Raw genomic sequence first — 16,044 nt, 5'->3', positions numbered from 1 at the left:
AGATAAAAAACTTTACTTTCTTGAACGCCTTATAGGATTTAGCTTTGCTTTAGTTATCCACCAAAATTGTGGATAAGTGTGTGTGTGAAACTTTAACAACAATAATCGGGATAAATCGAAAAATGTAAAAACCTTATCTAACGTAATGTATTTAAAAGATTTATAGCAAAATGTCGCAATTGTATAACTTTTGTAGATTATAAAACGAACAGTAAAACAAGCGGTATTTTTAGGTTTTTTGGGGAAAAGTAGTGGATTAAAATTCGAGTAATTTAGCTGGGGAAACTTTGCAGGGCACGAATAATACCAAGTTCTAAAAATAAAAGCTATAACTGATCTCTGATCTTAAGATGCATTTCTCTAGATAATTGTTGCAACGACACTCCTCCTAGAGTGACAATGACCTGATTAAAAAAACAGTATGGAAATGGCGACCTATGAGTAAACTCTTTGACTTGGTATCGGACTACAGCCCGTCCGGTGATCAGCCGACAGCGATAACCAAATTACTAGACGGATTAGATTCTGGTTTGGCACATCAAACTCTACTAGGGGTAACGGGCTCAGGTAAAACCTTTACCCTTGCCAACGTCATTTCCCAATCTCAAAGACCTGCGATTCTGTTAGCGCCTAACAAGACATTGGCGGCTCAACTTTACGGTGAGATGAAATCTTTCTTTCCAAACAATGCCGTTGAGTATTTCGTTTCTTACTACGATTACTACCAACCTGAAGCCTACGTTCCAACCACGGACACGTTCATCGAGAAAGATGCGTCTGTGAACGCTCATATCGAACAAATGAGGCTTTCGGCAACCAAAGCCTTATTAGAACGAAAAGACGCCATCATTGTGGCTTCTGTGTCTGCTATCTACGGTCTGGGTGATCCTAAGTCTTATTTGAAGATGATGCTTCATTTGAGTCGTGGCGAGGTGATGGATCAGCGAGACATCCTGCGTCGATTGGCTGAGCTGCAATATTCAAGAAACGATGTCGCCTTTGAACGTGGTCAGTTCCGTGTTCGTGGTGAGGTGATTGATATCTTTCCGGCTGAATCTGACCAAGATGCGGTTCGAATTGAGATGTTCGATGACGAAGTGGACTGCATTAGTATTTTTGATCCTCTGACTGGTGCGGTGAAACAAAGAGACTTGCCGCGCTTTACGGTTTATCCAAAAACTCACTATGTAACGCCAAGAGAAAAAATCCTTGAGGCGATTGAGAACATCAAGGACGAACTGCGCGATCGTGCTCAATACTTAAAAGACAACAATAAGCTTTTGGAAGAGCAGCGTATCTCTCAAAGAACTCAGTTTGATATTGAGATGATGACTGAGCTTGGCTTCTGTTCCGGTATCGAAAACTATTCACGATACTTGAGCGGCCGTGCGGAAGGGGAAGCGCCGCCAACGTTATTTGACTACCTGCCTGATGATGGTTTGCTGATCATCGATGAGTCACACGTGACTGTGCCGCAAATTGGTGCGATGTATAAAGGTGACCGTTCTCGTAAAGAAACCTTGGTCGAGTTTGGTTTTAGACTGCCTTCTGCATTGGATAACCGTCCAATGAAGTTTGAAGAATTTGAGTTTATAGCCCCACAAACGATTTTTGTGTCGGCAACACCAGGTAATTACGAGATTGAAAAATCAGATGGCGAGATTGCTGATCAAGTGGTACGTCCTACTGGTCTGTTAGACCCAATCATCGAAGTAAGACCTGTCGCGACGCAGGTGGATGACTTGCTGTCTGAAATCAGAATCCGTTCAGTGAAAGAAGAGCGTGTTTTGGTTACCACGTTGACCAAGAGAATGGCAGAAGACTTAACCGAATACCTAAGTGAGCACGGCGTTAAAGTGCGTTACTTGCACTCGGATATCGATACCGTTGAGCGTGTAGAGATCATCCGAGACCTACGTTTGGGCGAGTTCGATGTGTTAGTGGGCATTAACTTACTTCGTGAAGGTTTGGATATGCCTGAAGTTTCGCTGGTGGCGATTCTTGATGCAGATAAAGAGGGCTTCTTGCGTTCTGAGCGTTCTCTGATTCAAACCATTGGTCGTGCTGCGCGTAACTTGGAAGGTAGAGCGATCCTTTATGGTGATTCGATTACTAAGTCGATGAGAAAAGCGATTGATGAAACCGATCGTCGTCGCGAGAAACAGCAAGCCTACAACGAAGAGCAAGGTATCACGCCGCAAGCGTTGAAACGCAATATTAAAGACATTATGGAACTGGGTGATCTAACCAAGTCGAAGCAGCAGCGCCAATCGAAGCAAGTTCCTTTATCTAAGGTGGCTGAGCCTTCTGAAAGTTATGCCGTACTTACGCCGCAAAAGCTTGATAAAGAGATCAGTAAGCTAGAATCTGCGATGTATCAGCATGCTCAGAATCTGGAATTTGAATTGGCCGCACAGAAGCGTGATGAAATTGATCAGTTAAGAAAGCAGTTTATTACCAACAGCTAATCTCACTTTTCGCTCGAGAATTGATCCCCCTCAACACAAGAATTGAGAGTGTTTCAGACAAAAAAACAGCCAGTAGTAAATGTTCTACTGGCTTACGTTTGTGAACAATCGGTCCACTAACAACGTCAGTTGGCTAGGTGACCCGAAGGTCATTTATACCGTTGCATCGTTCGTGCCAGATAGATAAAACATTGATTGTTTGAAGCAAGTAAAAAAACACACTACAAATACTGTGGCTAATTTGCATAATGCAAAGCGGAATGCGACTATAATAAGAAATGCAAATTATAAATGGCTAGGATATGCAATCAAAAACGCTAGATAACAAATCGAAGTATTTGTTGATGGTAGAGGATACCGCTTCGGTAGCAGCTTTATATCGCTCGTATCTTACACCGCTCGAAATTGATATCAACATTGTCGGCACTGGCCGCGATGCAATCGAGAGTTTGAATCATCGAATCCCAGACCTTATTTTATTAGATCTACGTCTGCCTGATATGACGGGTATGGACGTACTATTTGCTGTAAAACAAAAATACCCTGAAGTTCCAGTTATCTTCATGACGGCTCACGGCTCTATCGATACCGCTGTAGAAGCGATGCGTCATGGCTCTCAAGATTTCCTTATCAAACCGTGTGAAGCCGACCGACTCCGTATTACGGTGAATAATGCGATCCGCAAAGCCACCAAACTTAAAAATAGCTCGGAACACCCGGGAAACCAGAACTACCAAGGTTTTATCGGCAGCAGCCAAACCATGCAGCAGGTTTACCGAACTATCGATTCTGCTGCATCGAGTAAGGCGAGCATTTTCATTACTGGTGAAAGTGGTACCGGTAAAGAGGTATGTGCAGAAGCCATTCATGCGGCGAGTAAGCGTGGCGATAAGCCGTTCATCGCGATTAACTGTGCCGCTATCCCTAAAGACCTGATTGAAAGTGAGCTGTTTGGCCACGTTAAAGGTGCCTTTACCGGTGCTGCGACCGATCGCCAAGGTGCTGCTGAGCTTGCTGATGGTGGAACACTGTTCCTTGATGAACTGTGCGAAATGGACTTAGAGCTGCAAACCAAGCTGCTGCGCTTTATCCAAACCGGTACTTTCCAAAAAGTCGGCTCTTCGAAGATGAAGAGTGTCGACGTTCGTTTTGTGTGTGCGACCAACCGTGACCCTTGGAAAGAAGTACAAGAAGGTCGCTTTAGAGAAGATTTATACTATCGTTTATACGTGATTCCATTGCACTTGCCGCCATTGCGTGAGCGTGGTGAAGATGTCATCGAGATCGCGTATTCTCTGCTAGGCTATATGTCGGTCGAGGAGGGGAAGGCGTTTGTACGTTTTGCTCAGGAAGTACTTGATCGCTTTAATCAATATGAGTGGCCGGGTAACGTTCGTCAGCTACAAAACGTGTTGCGGAACGTGGTGGTTTTGAATAACGGCAAAGAGATTACTCTCAACATGCTTCCACCACCGTTGAACCAACCGATTGAAAACAGTCTGCGATTGAAAGAGAAGCAGAATGAAGACATCACGGTAAAAGATATTTTCCCATTGTGGATCACTGAGAAAACGGCTATCGAGCAGGCCATTAAAGCGTGTGATGGCAACATCCCTCGTGCGGCAGGTTTCTTAGATGTCAGTCCATCGACGATATACCGTAAGTTGCAAACGTGGAATGCGAAGCAGTAATCAACAAACAATAAGAAAATAATAATGACGAAAGTATTAAATCAGCAAAAAGTTGATGAGCTTGCCGGCGAAATAGGCCAAGAGAATGTCCCGGTTTTACTGGAAATCTTTTTAGGTGAGTTGAAAGGCTACTACGAACACCTAGAGATAAATAAAGAGTCGGATACCTCTAAGTACTTGGCTGATATCAGTCATGCGCTTAAGAGCAGCGCAGCAAGCTTTGGTGCGGATTCTTTGTGTAGTTTTGCGATTAGCTTAGACGCAAAAGTGAAGCAAGCGTTGCCTGTAACCGAGATTGATTTTCAAGATATGCAAGACCTCCTGTTATCGACGTACACTGAATATCAGCAGTTGATGACGGACCTTTAAAACAGCGAGTTATTACTGAGATTAAAAAAGGAGCAGCATGCTCCTTTTTTGTTGTTTGTCGCTTGAACCTATGGCTACGCCAACTGGGCTTCAATGGCTTGTTGAAGCTTCACACGGTCGTGTCGCCAATCTCGGTTTGCCGATGCAAGATCTGTGGTCACACAATTCCATTGCACTTCTAGTTCCGGGTGAGGTTCATTGCCTAACACGATGTCTATTTTCCTTGCCTTACAGGTACGTTCACACCACTCCAATTGCTCTTGAAGCGTCATTTTCCCTGCGGGACCGTGCTCTGGTGAAAGGTTTTCAACGAAGATAACTTTTGCCTTGGTGTTCTCAGAGATTGCTTTGCCAATCTCTGGAAGGAGAAGAGGGGGCATCACACTGGTTAAAAAGCTTCCAGGGCCAAGGACAATGCAGTCTGCTTGCTCAACGGCAGCAACGGCTTCTTTGGTTGCTGGCACTTCTGGAGACAAGTCCATCATGCGCAGCTTTTCCGTCATGTCATCAACGTTGGTTTCGCCGGTAACCCAGCGGCCGTCCATTGATAGAGCCGTGAGGTCTGAAGGATGCTCAGTCATCGGCACGATATTGACATCGACCTTGAGCATATTTCGAATCAGGTTAATTGCTTCCAATGGGCGAACGGAAAGGTTGTCTAACGCCGTCAGCATTAGGTTACCCAAGTTATGACCGTCTAGCTCACCTTGACCACGAAAGCGGTATTCGAACATCATCGAACTGATTGAAGGCTCTGTGATTAATTGGTTGATACAGTTGCGTGTATCTCCCCATGCGATGCCACCTTGGCAATCTCTAATACGTCCGGTGGAACCGCCGTTATCTGTCGTTGCAACAATGCCAGTTGCGTTGTTACCAAAGTCTTTTAATGCAGCTAACATGCGACCTAAGCCATGGCCACCGCCGATTGCTACGACTTTCTTTGAAGAGTAAATATTCATTTATTGTTCTTGTTAGGTTATTACCAACTATAATTTAGGTTAAATGCTTCTCGCTATATACTCAACAAGAGTTATTTTGAGCGTTTGATACGTTTTTTTTGCCGATGTGACCCGTTTTTTACCATCAGAGCTAGATTCACGTACAAATATTAAGTATTTTATTACTCAGCTACTGCGCGTGTGAATATAACGCTCAGTTGCCATAACTCCGAGCTCTCGCATGCTAAGTCGCACAGTGGTATTTGCTGTACCGATACGCATCAAGAGCCAGTGACATGTTGTCACAAGGGCTTAATTGGAAATGATTATGCCTCCCGTGTTTGGAAAGGTGTTCCGTGGCGCAACAATTCGAAGATAGATTCCATCGCAAGTTTTATTACTTGCGCTTGTCGGTTACAGACGTCTGTAACTTTAAATGTACTTACTGCTTGCCAGATGGTTACAAACCGTCAGGGCAAAAAAACTCGTCTTTTTTAAGTGTTCCCGAGATCAAACGCGTTGTTAAAGCGTTTGCAGATTGTGGTACCTCAAAGATCCGCATTACAGGCGGAGAGCCGAGTCTGCGTAAAGACTTTCCTGAAATCATACATACCGTTGCTTCTACTCCAGGCATCGAAAAAGTAGCCACCACAACGAATGGCTACCGCATGGAGAAACAAGTAGGGCAATGGCGTGATGCTGGTTTAACCCATATAAACGTGAGCGTGGATAGTTTAGATTCGCGCATGTTCCATCAGATCACTGGTGAGAATAAGTTTACTGAGGTTATGCGAGGCATTGATAAAGCGTTTGAGGTTGGCTTTGAACAAGTCAAAGTCAACGTCGTATTAATGAAAGACCTCAATAGTCAGGAATTACCAGCCTTCCTTAATTGGATCAAAGACAAACCTATTCAATTACGTTTTATCGAGCTGATGAAAACCGGCGAGATGGACGAGTTGTTCGATAAACATCATGTGTCTGGCGTTGCGATTCGCAACCAGCTTATTGCTAATGGTTGGCTGTTAAAAGTCAAAGCCGTTAACGATGGCCCGGCGCAAGTGTTTGTCCACCCAGACTACAAGGGTGAAATCGGTTTGATCATGCCTTACGAGAAAGACTTTTGTGAGAGTTGTAACCGACTGCGCGTTTCTGCGACCGGTAAACTTCACTTATGTCTGTTTGGCGACCATGGTGTTGAACTGAGAGATCTGATTCAAGAAGATCAACAAGAGCAAGAACTCATTGATCGAATTCAGGCTCAGCTTCAAACCAAGTCCGTTAGCCACTTCTTACACGATGGCAACAGCGGCATGACTCCAAACTTGGCGTCAATCGGCGGTTAACCCGCTACACACTCTAAAGCATTTTATCGCTCAGCTTCTTCAGGCTGGGCGAATCAGTCTAATGAAAAATTTATATAGGTGAACAAATGGGTCACGCAGAAAGCAAATTCCAAGCAGCAAACATCGCAGTACTAACGGTTTCAGATACTCGTACAGAAGAAAACGACACTTCAGGCGGTTACCTAGCAGAGCATGCTAAAGAAGCGGGTCACAACGTGGTTGATAAGCAAATCGTTATTGATGACATGTACAAGATCCGTGCGATCGTATCTAAATGGATCGCTGATGAAAGCGTACAAGCTATCATGATCACGGGTGGTACTGGTTTCACTTCTCGCGACAGCACGCCTGAAGCGCTTAAGCCACTGTTCGACAAAGAAGTAGAAGGCTTTGGTGAGCTATTCCGTCAAGTATCTTACGAAGAGATCGGTACTTCGACAATTCAATCTCGTGCGATCGCGGGTTTTGCTAACCACACGGTTATCTTTGCGATGCCAGGTTCTACAGGCGCTTGCCGCACCGGTTGGACTAAGATCATCAAGCAACAGCTGGATGCTAGCCACCGTCCTTGTAACTTCATGCCACACCTTTCTGTATAAGGCGGTTTGAGTATGAGCCAATTTACACACATTAACGCGTCTGGCGAAGCAAACATGGTCGATGTATCGGCTAAAGCGGAAACAGTACGTGAAGCGAGAGCGGAAGCCTTCGTTCAAATGTCGGCAGAAACGCTAGAGCTGATTGTCTCTGGTAGCCACCATAAAGGTGATGTTTTCGCAACGGCACGTATTGCGGGTATTCAAGCGGCGAAGAAGACGTGGGATCTGATTCCTCTGTGTCACCCTCTGCTATTAACTAAAGTAGAAGTGCAGCTTGAAGCTATCGAGTCTGAAAACAAGGTTCGCATCGAATCTGTTTGTAAGCTTGCGGGTAAGACGGGCGTAGAGATGGAAGCGCTAACGGCTGCTTCTGTGGCTGCGTTAACGATTTACGATATGTGTAAAGCTGTTCAGAAAGACATTGTTATCGAAAACGTGCGCCTGCTAGAGAAGACAGGTGGTAAATCTGGTCACTTTAAGGTGGAGTCATGATTACAGTACTTTTCTTTGCTCAAACTCGTGAACTTGTTGGTGTGGACAGCGTTGAAGTTGATGCACAATTTAAGACGATTGAAGCGATTCGTAGTCATCTTGTGACACAAGAAGGCAAATGGGATATCGCATTGGAAGAGGGGAAGCTTCTGGCTGCACTTAACCAATCAATCGTACCTCTGACAGCTGAAGTGAAAGACGGCGACGAAGTGGCTTTCTTCCCACCAGTGACTGGAGGCTAAGCATGGATCCAAGAGTATTAGTGACAGCTGAGGACTTCTCGGTAGGCGACGAATACGACTACTTGGCTCAAGGTACAGCTGCCGGAGCGATTGTGACGTTCGTTGGTAAAGTTCGCGACATGAACCTTGGCGACAATGTGATTGGTTTGTCTCTGGAGCACTATCCGGGTATGACAGAAAAATCACTGAGCGAGATCTGTGACCAAGCTGAGGCTCGCTGGCCTATTCAGAAGATGCGTGTTATCCACCGTGTAGGTGACTTAGATATCGGCGACCAGATTGTTTACGTTGGTGTATCCAGTGCACACCGTGGTGCTGCATTTGAAGCCTGTGAATTCGTTATGGACTTCCTGAAAACCAAGGCTCCCTTTTGGAAAAAGGAACGCACGACCGAAACGACGCGTTGGGTTGATTCTCGTGATTCAGACACGAAAGCAGCGGAACGCTGGGAGAAGTAATTTCTCTTAAAGTGATGTTGCTTCAGCATTTACTCATTTGTATATGAGACAGTCAAAAACCGACCACTTAGGTCGGTTTTTTTGTACCTGCTATAAATCTATTTATAGATAATCATTGATTTGATAAATGATAATTCATTGTGGTTGCATATAAATTCAGCGCGTAATTTTGTCTTAATTGGTGCATTGGATAACCCGGTTTGGTGCAGAGCATTATGCTGTCTTGTATAAAGTGATTATCCTCACAAATAGTGTAGACGGTTTAGGTGATATGTGATGTGCAATTAGATTTCATGTGGCATTAATGTTAATTTACGCTCAGTGTTCTAGCATAAGATGCTAAAAAAAAGCATCAACACAGACACATCAACACTAAAGGCTGTTTTTTAATTAATCCCTCTATGCAAGTCACTACTGATTTGGGATTTTTTAGATATTTACACTGATACCTTAAGTATTTCGGAGAATTATCCGATTTTTTGCGACTTGTTTGTGGCAAATTACTTCAATGGTTGATAGTGTGTGCCTCAATCTTTGTAAGGTTTTAGATTTTTATGCTTAAATTTTGAGCTAAATAAATCTAAATCACTGCCGTTCAGTGAACCAAGCAAAGAAGTCATGGATGCAATACATAAAACTTGGAGTTTATTAAATGTACAAGAATAAAATCACTCAGGCCCTTCTTCTAGGTGCTGGTTTGGCAGTGGCTGCCTCTTCTACTCTTTCTATCGCTGCTGAAGTTCCAGCAGGCACAGAACTGGCAAAAGTTCAGGAACTGGTTCGCGGTAATGGTACTGAAGTAGCAACACTCGACCCTCACAAATCTCAAGGTGTACCAGAATCTCACGTAATTCGTGACCTTCTAGAAGGTTTAGTGAACCAAGATGGCGACGGCAATACTATCCCAGGAGTAGCTGAAAGCTGGGAAACGACAGACAACAAAACATTCACATTCCACCTGCGCAAAGACGCAAAATGGTCTAACGGCGATCCTGTAACGGCAAATGACTTCGTTTACAGCTTCCAACGTGCGGTTGATCCTGCAACGGCTTCTCCATACGCTTGGTACATGGAATATACCAAGATGGTGAATGCGAAAGACATCGTTGCGGGTAAGAAAGACAAGAGTGAACTAGGCGTTAAAGCTTTAGATGACTACACGTTAGAAGTGACTTTAGATACAGCTGTCCCATATTTCGTAATGATGATGGGTCACACAACAGTGAAGCCAGTACATAAAGCAACTGTTGAAAAATTCGGTGACCAGTGGACTAAGCCTGAAAACTTTGTTGGTAATGGTGCGTTTGTTCCAAATCAATGGGTAGTTAACGAGCGTCTTGAACTAGTACGCAACGAAAATTATTGGGATAACGAACATACAGTTCTTAACACAGTAACATTCTTACCAATCGAAAACCAAGTAGCGGAAATGAACCGCTTCCTCTCTGGCGAACTAGATTTCACATACGAAGTTCCTAACGAGCACTTCCGTCGCTTACAGAAAGAATACCCAGAAGATGTAAACATTAAGGGTAACCTGTGTACTTATTACTACCAATTTAATGCTCAGAAAGCACCTTTCGACGACGTACGTGTTCGTAAAGCAATCTCTTATGCGATGGATCGTGACATCGTGACGAAAGCGATTCTTGGTCAAGGTCAAAAACCAGCTTACTTCTTGACTCCTGAAATTACTGCTGGTTTTGACCCGGTAACTCCAGAGTATGGTCAACTTTCTCAAAAAGAGCGTATTGCTGAAGCGAAGCGTCTTCTTGAAGAAGCGGGCTACACGAAGAGCAACCCACTTGAATTCAACCTGCTTTACAACACTTCAGAGAACCACAAGAAGCTTGCTGTAGCAATCGCATCAATGTGGAAGAAAGAGCTTGGTATTAACGCGAAACTCGAAAACCAAGAGTGGAAATCATATCTAGACAGTAAAGATACTGGTAACTTTGACGTTGCTCGTGCAGGTTGGTGTGGTGACTACAATGAAGCATCTTCATTCCTAACATTGATGGTTAGCCAAAATACAACTGCTGGTCAGCACTATAAGAGCGCAGACTATGACAAGATTATCGATAAAGCACTAAGCTCTACTTCAGAAGAAGAGCGTACTAAGCTATACATCGAAGCAGAAAAATTGCTAGCTAAAGACATGCCAATTGCTCCAGTCTACCAGTACGTTACAACACGTCTTGTATCACCTCAGCTAGGTGGTTACCCAGAAGGTAACGCCGAAGATAAGATCTATTCAAAAGATCTTTATATCAAAGCAAAATAACCTCCTATAAAAATAAAATATAACTAACTTAGACCTGTGTGCGAGAAATCGCACGCAGTGTCTATTTAATTTTTAATTGTCACAGACTGAAAAGAGTGAGTTTATGCTTAAATTCATTATGAAAAGGATATTCGAAGCGATTCCAACCATGTTGGTGTTGATCACTATATCTTTCTTTCTCATGCGTTTTGCACCGGGTAACCCGTTTTCGAGCGAACGCCCATTACCGCCAGAAGTTATGGCTAACATCGAAGCTAAATACGGCTTAGATAAACCTGTATTTGAACAGTACACCACGTACTTGACTAACATCGTTCAAGGTGACTTTGGTCCATCATTCAAATATCAAGATTACACCGTAAATGAGCTGATCGCAGTCGCACTTCCAGTATCTGCGAAGGTAGGTTTTATTGCCTTTATCTTTACCCTGATTATGGGAGTATCGGTCGGAACGATTGCCGCCTTGAAGCACAACACCTGGATTGACTACACCATAATGTCGACCGCTATGCTCGGGGTAGTAATGCCATCCTTCGTGTTGGCTCCAGCGCTTATTTACCTGTTCTCTCTGCACTGGAACATATTCCCAGCAGGTGGTTGGCACGGCGGTACTTATATGTACATCGTCCTGCCAGTTATCGCGATGTCTCTTCTTTACGTAGCCACATTTGCTCGTATTACTCGCGGTAGCATGATTGAAACGCTAAACAGTAACTTTATCCGAACTGCGCGTGCAAAAGGTCTAAGCTACCGTTATATCATTCTAAAACATGCACTAAAGCCAGCACTGCTGCCTGTCGTTTCTTATATGGGACCTGCGTTTGTAGGTATCATTACAGGTTCTGTTGTTGTTGAAACCATCTTCGGCCTACCAGGTATCGGCAAGCTGTTTGTTAACGCCGCGTTTAACCGTGACTACTCGCTAGTAATGGGTGTAACCATCTTGATTGGTTTTCTATTCATCTTGTTCAACGCAATCGTTGATATTTTGCTAGCGCTAATTGACCCGAAAATTCGCTACTAACAGGGACGCATGGTTATGTTGAAGAAAAAAGAAAATTTAGAAGCGATCGAAAAGTTCTCTGAGAGCTTAGAGATTGAAGGTCGCAGTTTGTGGCAGGATGCCCGCATTCGTTTTATGCGAAACAAAGCGGCAATGGTAAGCCTGTTTATTCTTATGCTTATGGTACTGGCGGTTATCTTCTTACCGATGCTTGCTCAGTACACTTATGATGATACTGACTGGTACGCAATGCATGCAGCGCCAAGCGCGGACCACTGGTTTGGTACTGATAGCTTAGGCCGTGATTTGTACGTTCGTACTCTTATCGGTGGTCGTATCTCATTGATGGTTGGTGTGATGGGCGCATTCGTAGCGGTACTGATTGGTACGCTTTACGGTGCAGCTTCAGGTTTCATCGGCGGTCGTACTGACCGAGTGATGATGCGTATCCTAGAGATCTTGTACGCGGTACCATTTATGTTCCTAGTAATCGTCCTGGTAACGTTCTTTGGTCGTAACATCATCCTAATCTTCGTTGCTATTGGTGCGATTGCTTGGCTAGATATGGCGCGTATTGTACGTGGTCAAACGTTGAGCCTACGTAGTAAAGAGTTCATTGAAGCTGCACACGTATGTGGTGTAAGCAAATGGAAGATCATTACACGTCACATCGTACCGAACGTACTGGGTATCGTAGCGGTTTACTCTACGTTGCTTATTCCAAGCATGATCCTTACAGAATCATTCTTATCTTTCCTTGGTCTTGGTGTTCAAGAGCCTATGACAAGCTGGGGCGCATTGCTTCAAGAAGGTTCGCAAACAATGGAAGTTGCAATCTGGCAATTGACATTCCCTGCGGCATTCATGGTAGTTACGCTGTTCTGCTTTAACTACGTAGGTGATGGTCTGCGCGACGCGCTTGATCCAAAAGACAGATAACGAAATAGCAATTAAAAGCTATAAAAGATTAAGGAAGCAATAATGAGCTTATTAGATGTCAAAGATCTGCGCGTCGAATTTACCACGCAAGATGGTATCGTAACCGCAGTAAACGACTTGAACTTCTCACTTAACCAAGGCGAAACGCTGGGTATTGTTGGTGAGTCGGGTTCAGGTAAATCACAAACGGTATTTGCACTGATGGGGCTGCTGGCTAAAAACGGCATCATCTCAGGCAGTGCAAAGTTTGAAGGCAATGAAATCCTCAACCTGCCTGAAAAAGCGCTGAACAAGGTTCGTGCTGAACAGATCGCAATGATCTTCCAAGATCCAATGACGTCACTGAACCCTTACATGAAAGTAAGTGATCAGCTGATGGAAGTACTTATGCTGCATAAAGGCATGGGTAAAGCAGAAGCGTTTGAAGAATCAGTACGCATGCTTGAAGCGGTTAAAATCCCTGAAGCACGTAAGCGTATCACTATGTACCCGCACGAGTTTTCGGGCGGTATGCGTCAGCGTGTGATGATCGCAATGGCACTGCTGTGTCGTCCTAAATTGCTTATCGCTGATGAACCAACAACGGCACTGGATGTAACCATTCAAGCGCAAATCATGGAATTGCTGAACGAACTAAAAGATGAGTTCAATACAGCAATCATTATGATCACCCATGACTTGGGTGTTGTTGCTGGTTCTTGTGACAAAGTACTTGTGATGTACGCGGGTCGTACAATGGAGTACGGCACGGTTGATGAAATCTTCTACGAGCCAAGCCACCCATACGCGGAAGGCCTGCTTAAAGCGATTCCTCGTTTGGATACAGAAGGTGAAATTCTACCGACGATTCCAGGTAACCCACCTAACTTACTTCGCCTACCAACAGGTTGTCCTTACCAAGACCGTTGTCACCGTGTAATGGACCGTTGTAAGCAAGAAGCACCGATTTTGCAGCCATTTGCTAAAGACCGTCAGCGTGCTTGTTTTTCAGACTGGGAGACTTGGACAAAATGAGTAAAGAATTACTATTAGATATTAAAGACCTGAAAGTTCACTTTAGCATTGCAGCTAAGTCTGCTTGGCCTTGGGCAAAACCATCAAACCTTAAAGCGGTTGATGGGGTTGATGTTCACCTTTACGAAGGCGAAACACTAGGCGTAGTGGGTGAGTCTGGTTGTGGTAAATCAACTTTTGCCCGTGCGATTATCGGCTTGGTTGAAGCGACTGAAGGTCAAGTGATGTGGTTAGGTCAAGACCTAACTAAGATGCAGGAAGTGAAGCGTCGTGAGACTCGTAAAGAGATTCAGATGATCTTCCAAGACCCGCTAGCGTCGCTTAACCCACGTATGTCAGTAGGCGATATCATTGCTGAGCCTCTAGAGACTTTCTTCCCTGAACTTTCTAAACAAGAAGTGAAGGACAGAGTTAAAGAGATGATGGCAAAGGTTGGTCTACTACCAAACGTAATCAACCGTTACCCTCATGAATTCTCTGGTGGTCAGTGTCAGCGTATTGGTATTGCACGTGCGCTTATCTTGAAACCTAAGATGATAATCTGTGATGAACCTGTTTCTGCACTGGATGTATCTATCCAAGCTCAAGTTGTTAACCTTTTGAAAGAACTGCAAAAAGAGCTAGGTCTTTCGCTGGTATTTATCGCGCACGATTTGTCAGTGGTTAAGCACATCTCAGACCGTGTATTGGTAATGTACCTAGGTAATGCGGTTGAGCTGGGTGAGTCAGATGCACTATTCTCTGATCCAAAGCACCCGTACACCAAGGCGTTGATGTCGGCGGTTCCTATTCCAGATCCTCGCTTAGAGCGTAGTAAAACTATCCAGATGCTGGAAGGTGACCTACCATCGCCAATCAACCCACCATCAGGATGTGTTTTCCGTACTCGTTGTCCACAAGCGACAGAAGCGTGTGCGCAAACTAAGCCAACGATTCAAGGCGATGATGTGCACGCAGTATCTTGCTTGCACGTACAAGTCTAGGGCCAATTTAAAACGGTTCAGCCTGTGACAGGCTTAAGCGCGACTAGTTTTTAGAGTCGCGCTTTTTTTGTCTTAGGCTTATTGGTTCGCTCAACAAGCTTCATCAAAATATTCGAACAACTAAGCCAACTTCTTCTAGTTTTGAAAAAGTTGGCTTTTTTTATACTAGAGAAAAGTTTCGATGACAGAGGTTTGGATATGGGTAAGTTAGTTGAAGGTGTTTGGCACGATGTGTGGTACGACACCAAAGAAAGCGGTGGTAAGTTTGTTCGTGAAGATGCGGGCTTTCGTCACTGGATAGAGAACAAACCGGGCGCGCAGTTTGAGCCTGAAAGCGGCCGTTATCACTTATACGTATCATTGGCTTGCCCTTGGGCGCACCGAACCCTTATCTTCCGCGAGCTGAAAGACCTAACCGATCACATTGACGTGACAGTCGTTTGCCCAGACATGATGAGTGAAGGTTGGCAAATGGGGTTACCTGAACCTCTGTTTGGTCATACCCGAATGCACCAAATCTACACTCAAGCCAAACCGGACTATTCAGGTCGAGTAACGGTACCTGTGCTGTGGGATAAGAAAACCAACACCATTGTGAGTAACGAGTCGTCTGAAATCATTCGCATGTTTAACTCAGAGTTTAACGAGCTAACGGGTAACACCGATGATTACTACCCGTGGGAGTTGTCCAAGAAGATTGATGAGTGGAATGATTATATCTACCCAAACATCAACAACGGCGTATACCGAACCGGCTTTGCGACAACACAAGAAGCCTACGAAGAGGCGTATGAAGCGTTATTTGAAGCGTTAGATAAAGTGGATGCGCATCTTAGTGAGAAACGTTATTTAGCGGGAGAGCAGATTACTGAAGCGGATTGGCGGTTGTTCACGACCTTGGTTCGATTCGATGCTGTGTATGTGGGTCACTTCAAGTGTAACAAGCAACGAATTGCGGATTACAAACATATCCAAGGTTATCTAAAAGAGCTCTATCAAATAGAGGGTATTAAAGAGACGACCGATTTCTATCATATCAAGCGTCACTACTACTACAGCCACACTGGTATCAATCCGACTCAAGTTGTACCCAAAGGACCAGAGCTAGACTTAGAATCACCACATGGTCGAGGCTAGGCTTACCAAGTAGTTCCTTTACTCCAGACATAAAAAAACCCTAGATAAACATCTAGGGTTTTTGCTTGTGCGCCGAGC

The 16,044-nt window shown here is 44.3% G+C and carries 15 protein-coding genes and 1 riboswitch; of the genes, 14 read left to right on the top strand and 1 reads right to left on the bottom strand.

From position 1 onward, the window contains the following. Window positions 1–437: 437 nt before the first annotated feature. The 3 genes from uvrB (at window position 438) to luxU (ending at window position 4,528) form a co-directional block, all read left to right on the top strand. Window positions 438–2,468, top strand: coding sequence for an excinuclease ABC subunit UvrB (gene uvrB / locus AB4583_RS13585; RefSeq protein WP_372117744.1), 2,031 nt, complete (start codon window positions 438–440; stop codon window positions 2,466–2,468). Window positions 2,469–2,770: 302 nt separating this feature from the next. Continuing rightward, window positions 2,771–4,159, top strand: coding sequence for a quorum-sensing sigma-54 dependent transcriptional regulator LuxO (gene luxO, locus AB4583_RS13580; RefSeq protein WP_004734031.1), 1,389 nt, complete (start codon window positions 2,771–2,773; stop codon window positions 4,157–4,159). Window positions 4,160–4,183: 24 nt separating this feature from the next. Continuing rightward, a complete protein-coding gene (luxU, locus tag AB4583_RS13575) occupies window positions 4,184–4,528 on the top strand; it encodes a quorum-sensing phosphorelay protein LuxU (protein WP_017062179.1) in 345 nt (114 codons plus the stop codon). 74 nt (window positions 4,529–4,602) lie between these two features. Here luxU and AB4583_RS13570 read toward each other — a convergent pair whose 3' ends face one another. Continuing rightward, window positions 4,603–5,490: a YvcK family protein gene (locus tag AB4583_RS13570; protein WP_017062178.1), complete on the bottom strand. Its 888-nt coding sequence runs from the start codon at window positions 5,488–5,490 to the stop codon at window positions 4,603–4,605. Window positions 5,491–5,684: 194 nt separating this feature from the next. Further along, window positions 5,685–5,837, top strand: a riboswitch (molybdenum cofactor riboswitch). On the opposite strand from AB4583_RS13570, the gene moaA reads away from it, so the two are divergent. From moaA to AB4583_RS13515, 11 genes are all read left to right on the top strand, one after another. Beyond that, the gene (gene moaA / locus AB4583_RS13565) at window positions 5,826–6,815 is read left to right on the top strand and encodes a GTP 3',8-cyclase MoaA (protein ID WP_009848642.1); all 990 of its coding nucleotides are present in this window, start codon (window positions 5,826–5,828) and stop codon (window positions 6,813–6,815) included. It overlaps the preceding riboswitch by 12 nt. A gap of 86 nt (window positions 6,816–6,901) precedes the next feature. Continuing rightward, window positions 6,902–7,414, top strand: a complete 513-nt coding sequence (moaB, locus tag AB4583_RS13560) for a molybdenum cofactor biosynthesis protein B (protein WP_372051686.1) — start codon at window positions 6,902–6,904, stop codon at window positions 7,412–7,414. A 12-nt stretch (window positions 7,415–7,426) separates the two neighbouring features. Then, the gene (moaC, locus tag AB4583_RS13555; protein WP_004734026.1) at window positions 7,427–7,906 is read left to right on the top strand and encodes a cyclic pyranopterin monophosphate synthase MoaC; all 480 of its coding nucleotides are present in this window, start codon (window positions 7,427–7,429) and stop codon (window positions 7,904–7,906) included. Further along, window positions 7,903–8,148 (top strand): molybdopterin synthase sulfur carrier subunit, encoded by a 246-nt coding sequence (gene moaD, locus AB4583_RS13550; protein WP_017063465.1) that lies wholly within the window; start codon window positions 7,903–7,905, stop codon window positions 8,146–8,148. The genes moaC and moaD overlap by 4 nt, the downstream gene beginning before the upstream one ends. Before the next feature lie 2 nt (window positions 8,149–8,150). Further along, complete coding sequence (gene moaE, locus AB4583_RS13545; protein ID WP_017062176.1) at window positions 8,151–8,606, top strand: molybdopterin synthase catalytic subunit MoaE; 456 nt, start codon at window positions 8,151–8,153, stop codon at window positions 8,604–8,606. A gap of 652 nt (window positions 8,607–9,258) precedes the next feature. Beyond that, window positions 9,259–10,890 carry an ABC transporter substrate-binding protein gene (locus AB4583_RS13540; RefSeq protein WP_372117741.1) on the top strand — a complete coding sequence of 544 codons (1,632 nt, stop codon included), beginning with the start codon at window positions 9,259–9,261 and terminating at the stop codon, window positions 10,888–10,890. 103 nt (window positions 10,891–10,993) lie between these two features. Further along, window positions 10,994–11,914 (top strand): oligopeptide ABC transporter permease OppB, encoded by a 921-nt coding sequence (gene oppB / locus AB4583_RS13535; protein ID WP_372117738.1) that lies wholly within the window; start codon window positions 10,994–10,996, stop codon window positions 11,912–11,914. A 15-nt stretch (window positions 11,915–11,929) separates the two neighbouring features. Further along, a complete protein-coding gene (gene oppC / locus AB4583_RS13530; RefSeq protein ID WP_372117735.1) occupies window positions 11,930–12,832 on the top strand; it encodes an oligopeptide ABC transporter permease OppC in 903 nt (300 codons plus the stop codon). Between the two features lie 42 nt (window positions 12,833–12,874). Next, window positions 12,875–13,846 carry an ABC transporter ATP-binding protein gene (locus tag AB4583_RS13525; RefSeq protein ID WP_012603544.1) on the top strand — a complete coding sequence of 324 codons (972 nt, stop codon included), beginning with the start codon at window positions 12,875–12,877 and terminating at the stop codon, window positions 13,844–13,846. Continuing rightward, entirely contained in the window at window positions 13,843–14,829 is a 987-nt protein-coding gene (oppF, locus tag AB4583_RS13520) for a murein tripeptide/oligopeptide ABC transporter ATP binding protein OppF (protein ID WP_017062172.1), read from the top strand. The genes AB4583_RS13525 and oppF overlap by 4 nt, the downstream gene beginning before the upstream one ends. Before the next feature lie 198 nt (window positions 14,830–15,027). Further along, window positions 15,028–15,966, top strand: coding sequence for a glutathione S-transferase family protein (locus AB4583_RS13515; protein ID WP_065583982.1), 939 nt, complete (start codon window positions 15,028–15,030; stop codon window positions 15,964–15,966). Window positions 15,967–16,044: the final 78 nt, after the last annotated feature.

Origin of the sequence: Vibrio sp. 10N.222.49.C12 (assembly GCF_041475025.1) — a bacterium.
Classification (GTDB): domain Bacteria; phylum Pseudomonadota; class Gammaproteobacteria; order Enterobacterales; family Vibrionaceae; genus Vibrio; species Vibrio crassostreae_C.
Note: the sequence above shows the minus strand (reverse complement) of the source record. Positions and strands in the feature narration are given on the sequence as shown.

Coding starts and splice junctions, on each gene's coding strand:
- uvrB (WP_372117744.1), top strand. CDS start 438: ATGAGTAAACTCTTTGACTTGGTATCGGACTACAGCCCGTCCGGTGAT.
- luxO (WP_004734031.1), top strand. CDS start 2,771: ATGCAATCAAAAACGCTAGATAACAAATCGAAGTATTTGTTGATGGTA.
- luxU (WP_017062179.1), top strand. CDS start 4,184: ATGACGAAAGTATTAAATCAGCAAAAAGTTGATGAGCTTGCCGGCGAA.
- AB4583_RS13570 (WP_017062178.1), bottom strand. CDS start 5,490: ATGAATATTTACTCTTCAAAGAAAGTCGTAGCAATCGGCGGTGGCCAT.
- moaB (WP_372051686.1), top strand. CDS start 6,902: ATGGGTCACGCAGAAAGCAAATTCCAAGCAGCAAACATCGCAGTACTA.
- moaC (WP_004734026.1), top strand. CDS start 7,427: ATGAGCCAATTTACACACATTAACGCGTCTGGCGAAGCAAACATGGTC.
- moaD (WP_017063465.1), top strand. CDS start 7,903: ATGATTACAGTACTTTTCTTTGCTCAAACTCGTGAACTTGTTGGTGTG.
- moaE (WP_017062176.1), top strand. CDS start 8,151: ATGGATCCAAGAGTATTAGTGACAGCTGAGGACTTCTCGGTAGGCGAC.
- AB4583_RS13540 (WP_372117741.1), top strand. CDS start 9,259: ATGTACAAGAATAAAATCACTCAGGCCCTTCTTCTAGGTGCTGGTTTG.
- oppB (WP_372117738.1), top strand. CDS start 10,994: ATGCTTAAATTCATTATGAAAAGGATATTCGAAGCGATTCCAACCATG.
- oppC (WP_372117735.1), top strand. CDS start 11,930: ATGTTGAAGAAAAAAGAAAATTTAGAAGCGATCGAAAAGTTCTCTGAG.
- AB4583_RS13525 (WP_012603544.1), top strand. CDS start 12,875: ATGAGCTTATTAGATGTCAAAGATCTGCGCGTCGAATTTACCACGCAA.
- oppF (WP_017062172.1), top strand. CDS start 13,843: ATGAGTAAAGAATTACTATTAGATATTAAAGACCTGAAAGTTCACTTT.
- AB4583_RS13515 (WP_065583982.1), top strand. CDS start 15,028: ATGGGTAAGTTAGTTGAAGGTGTTTGGCACGATGTGTGGTACGACACC.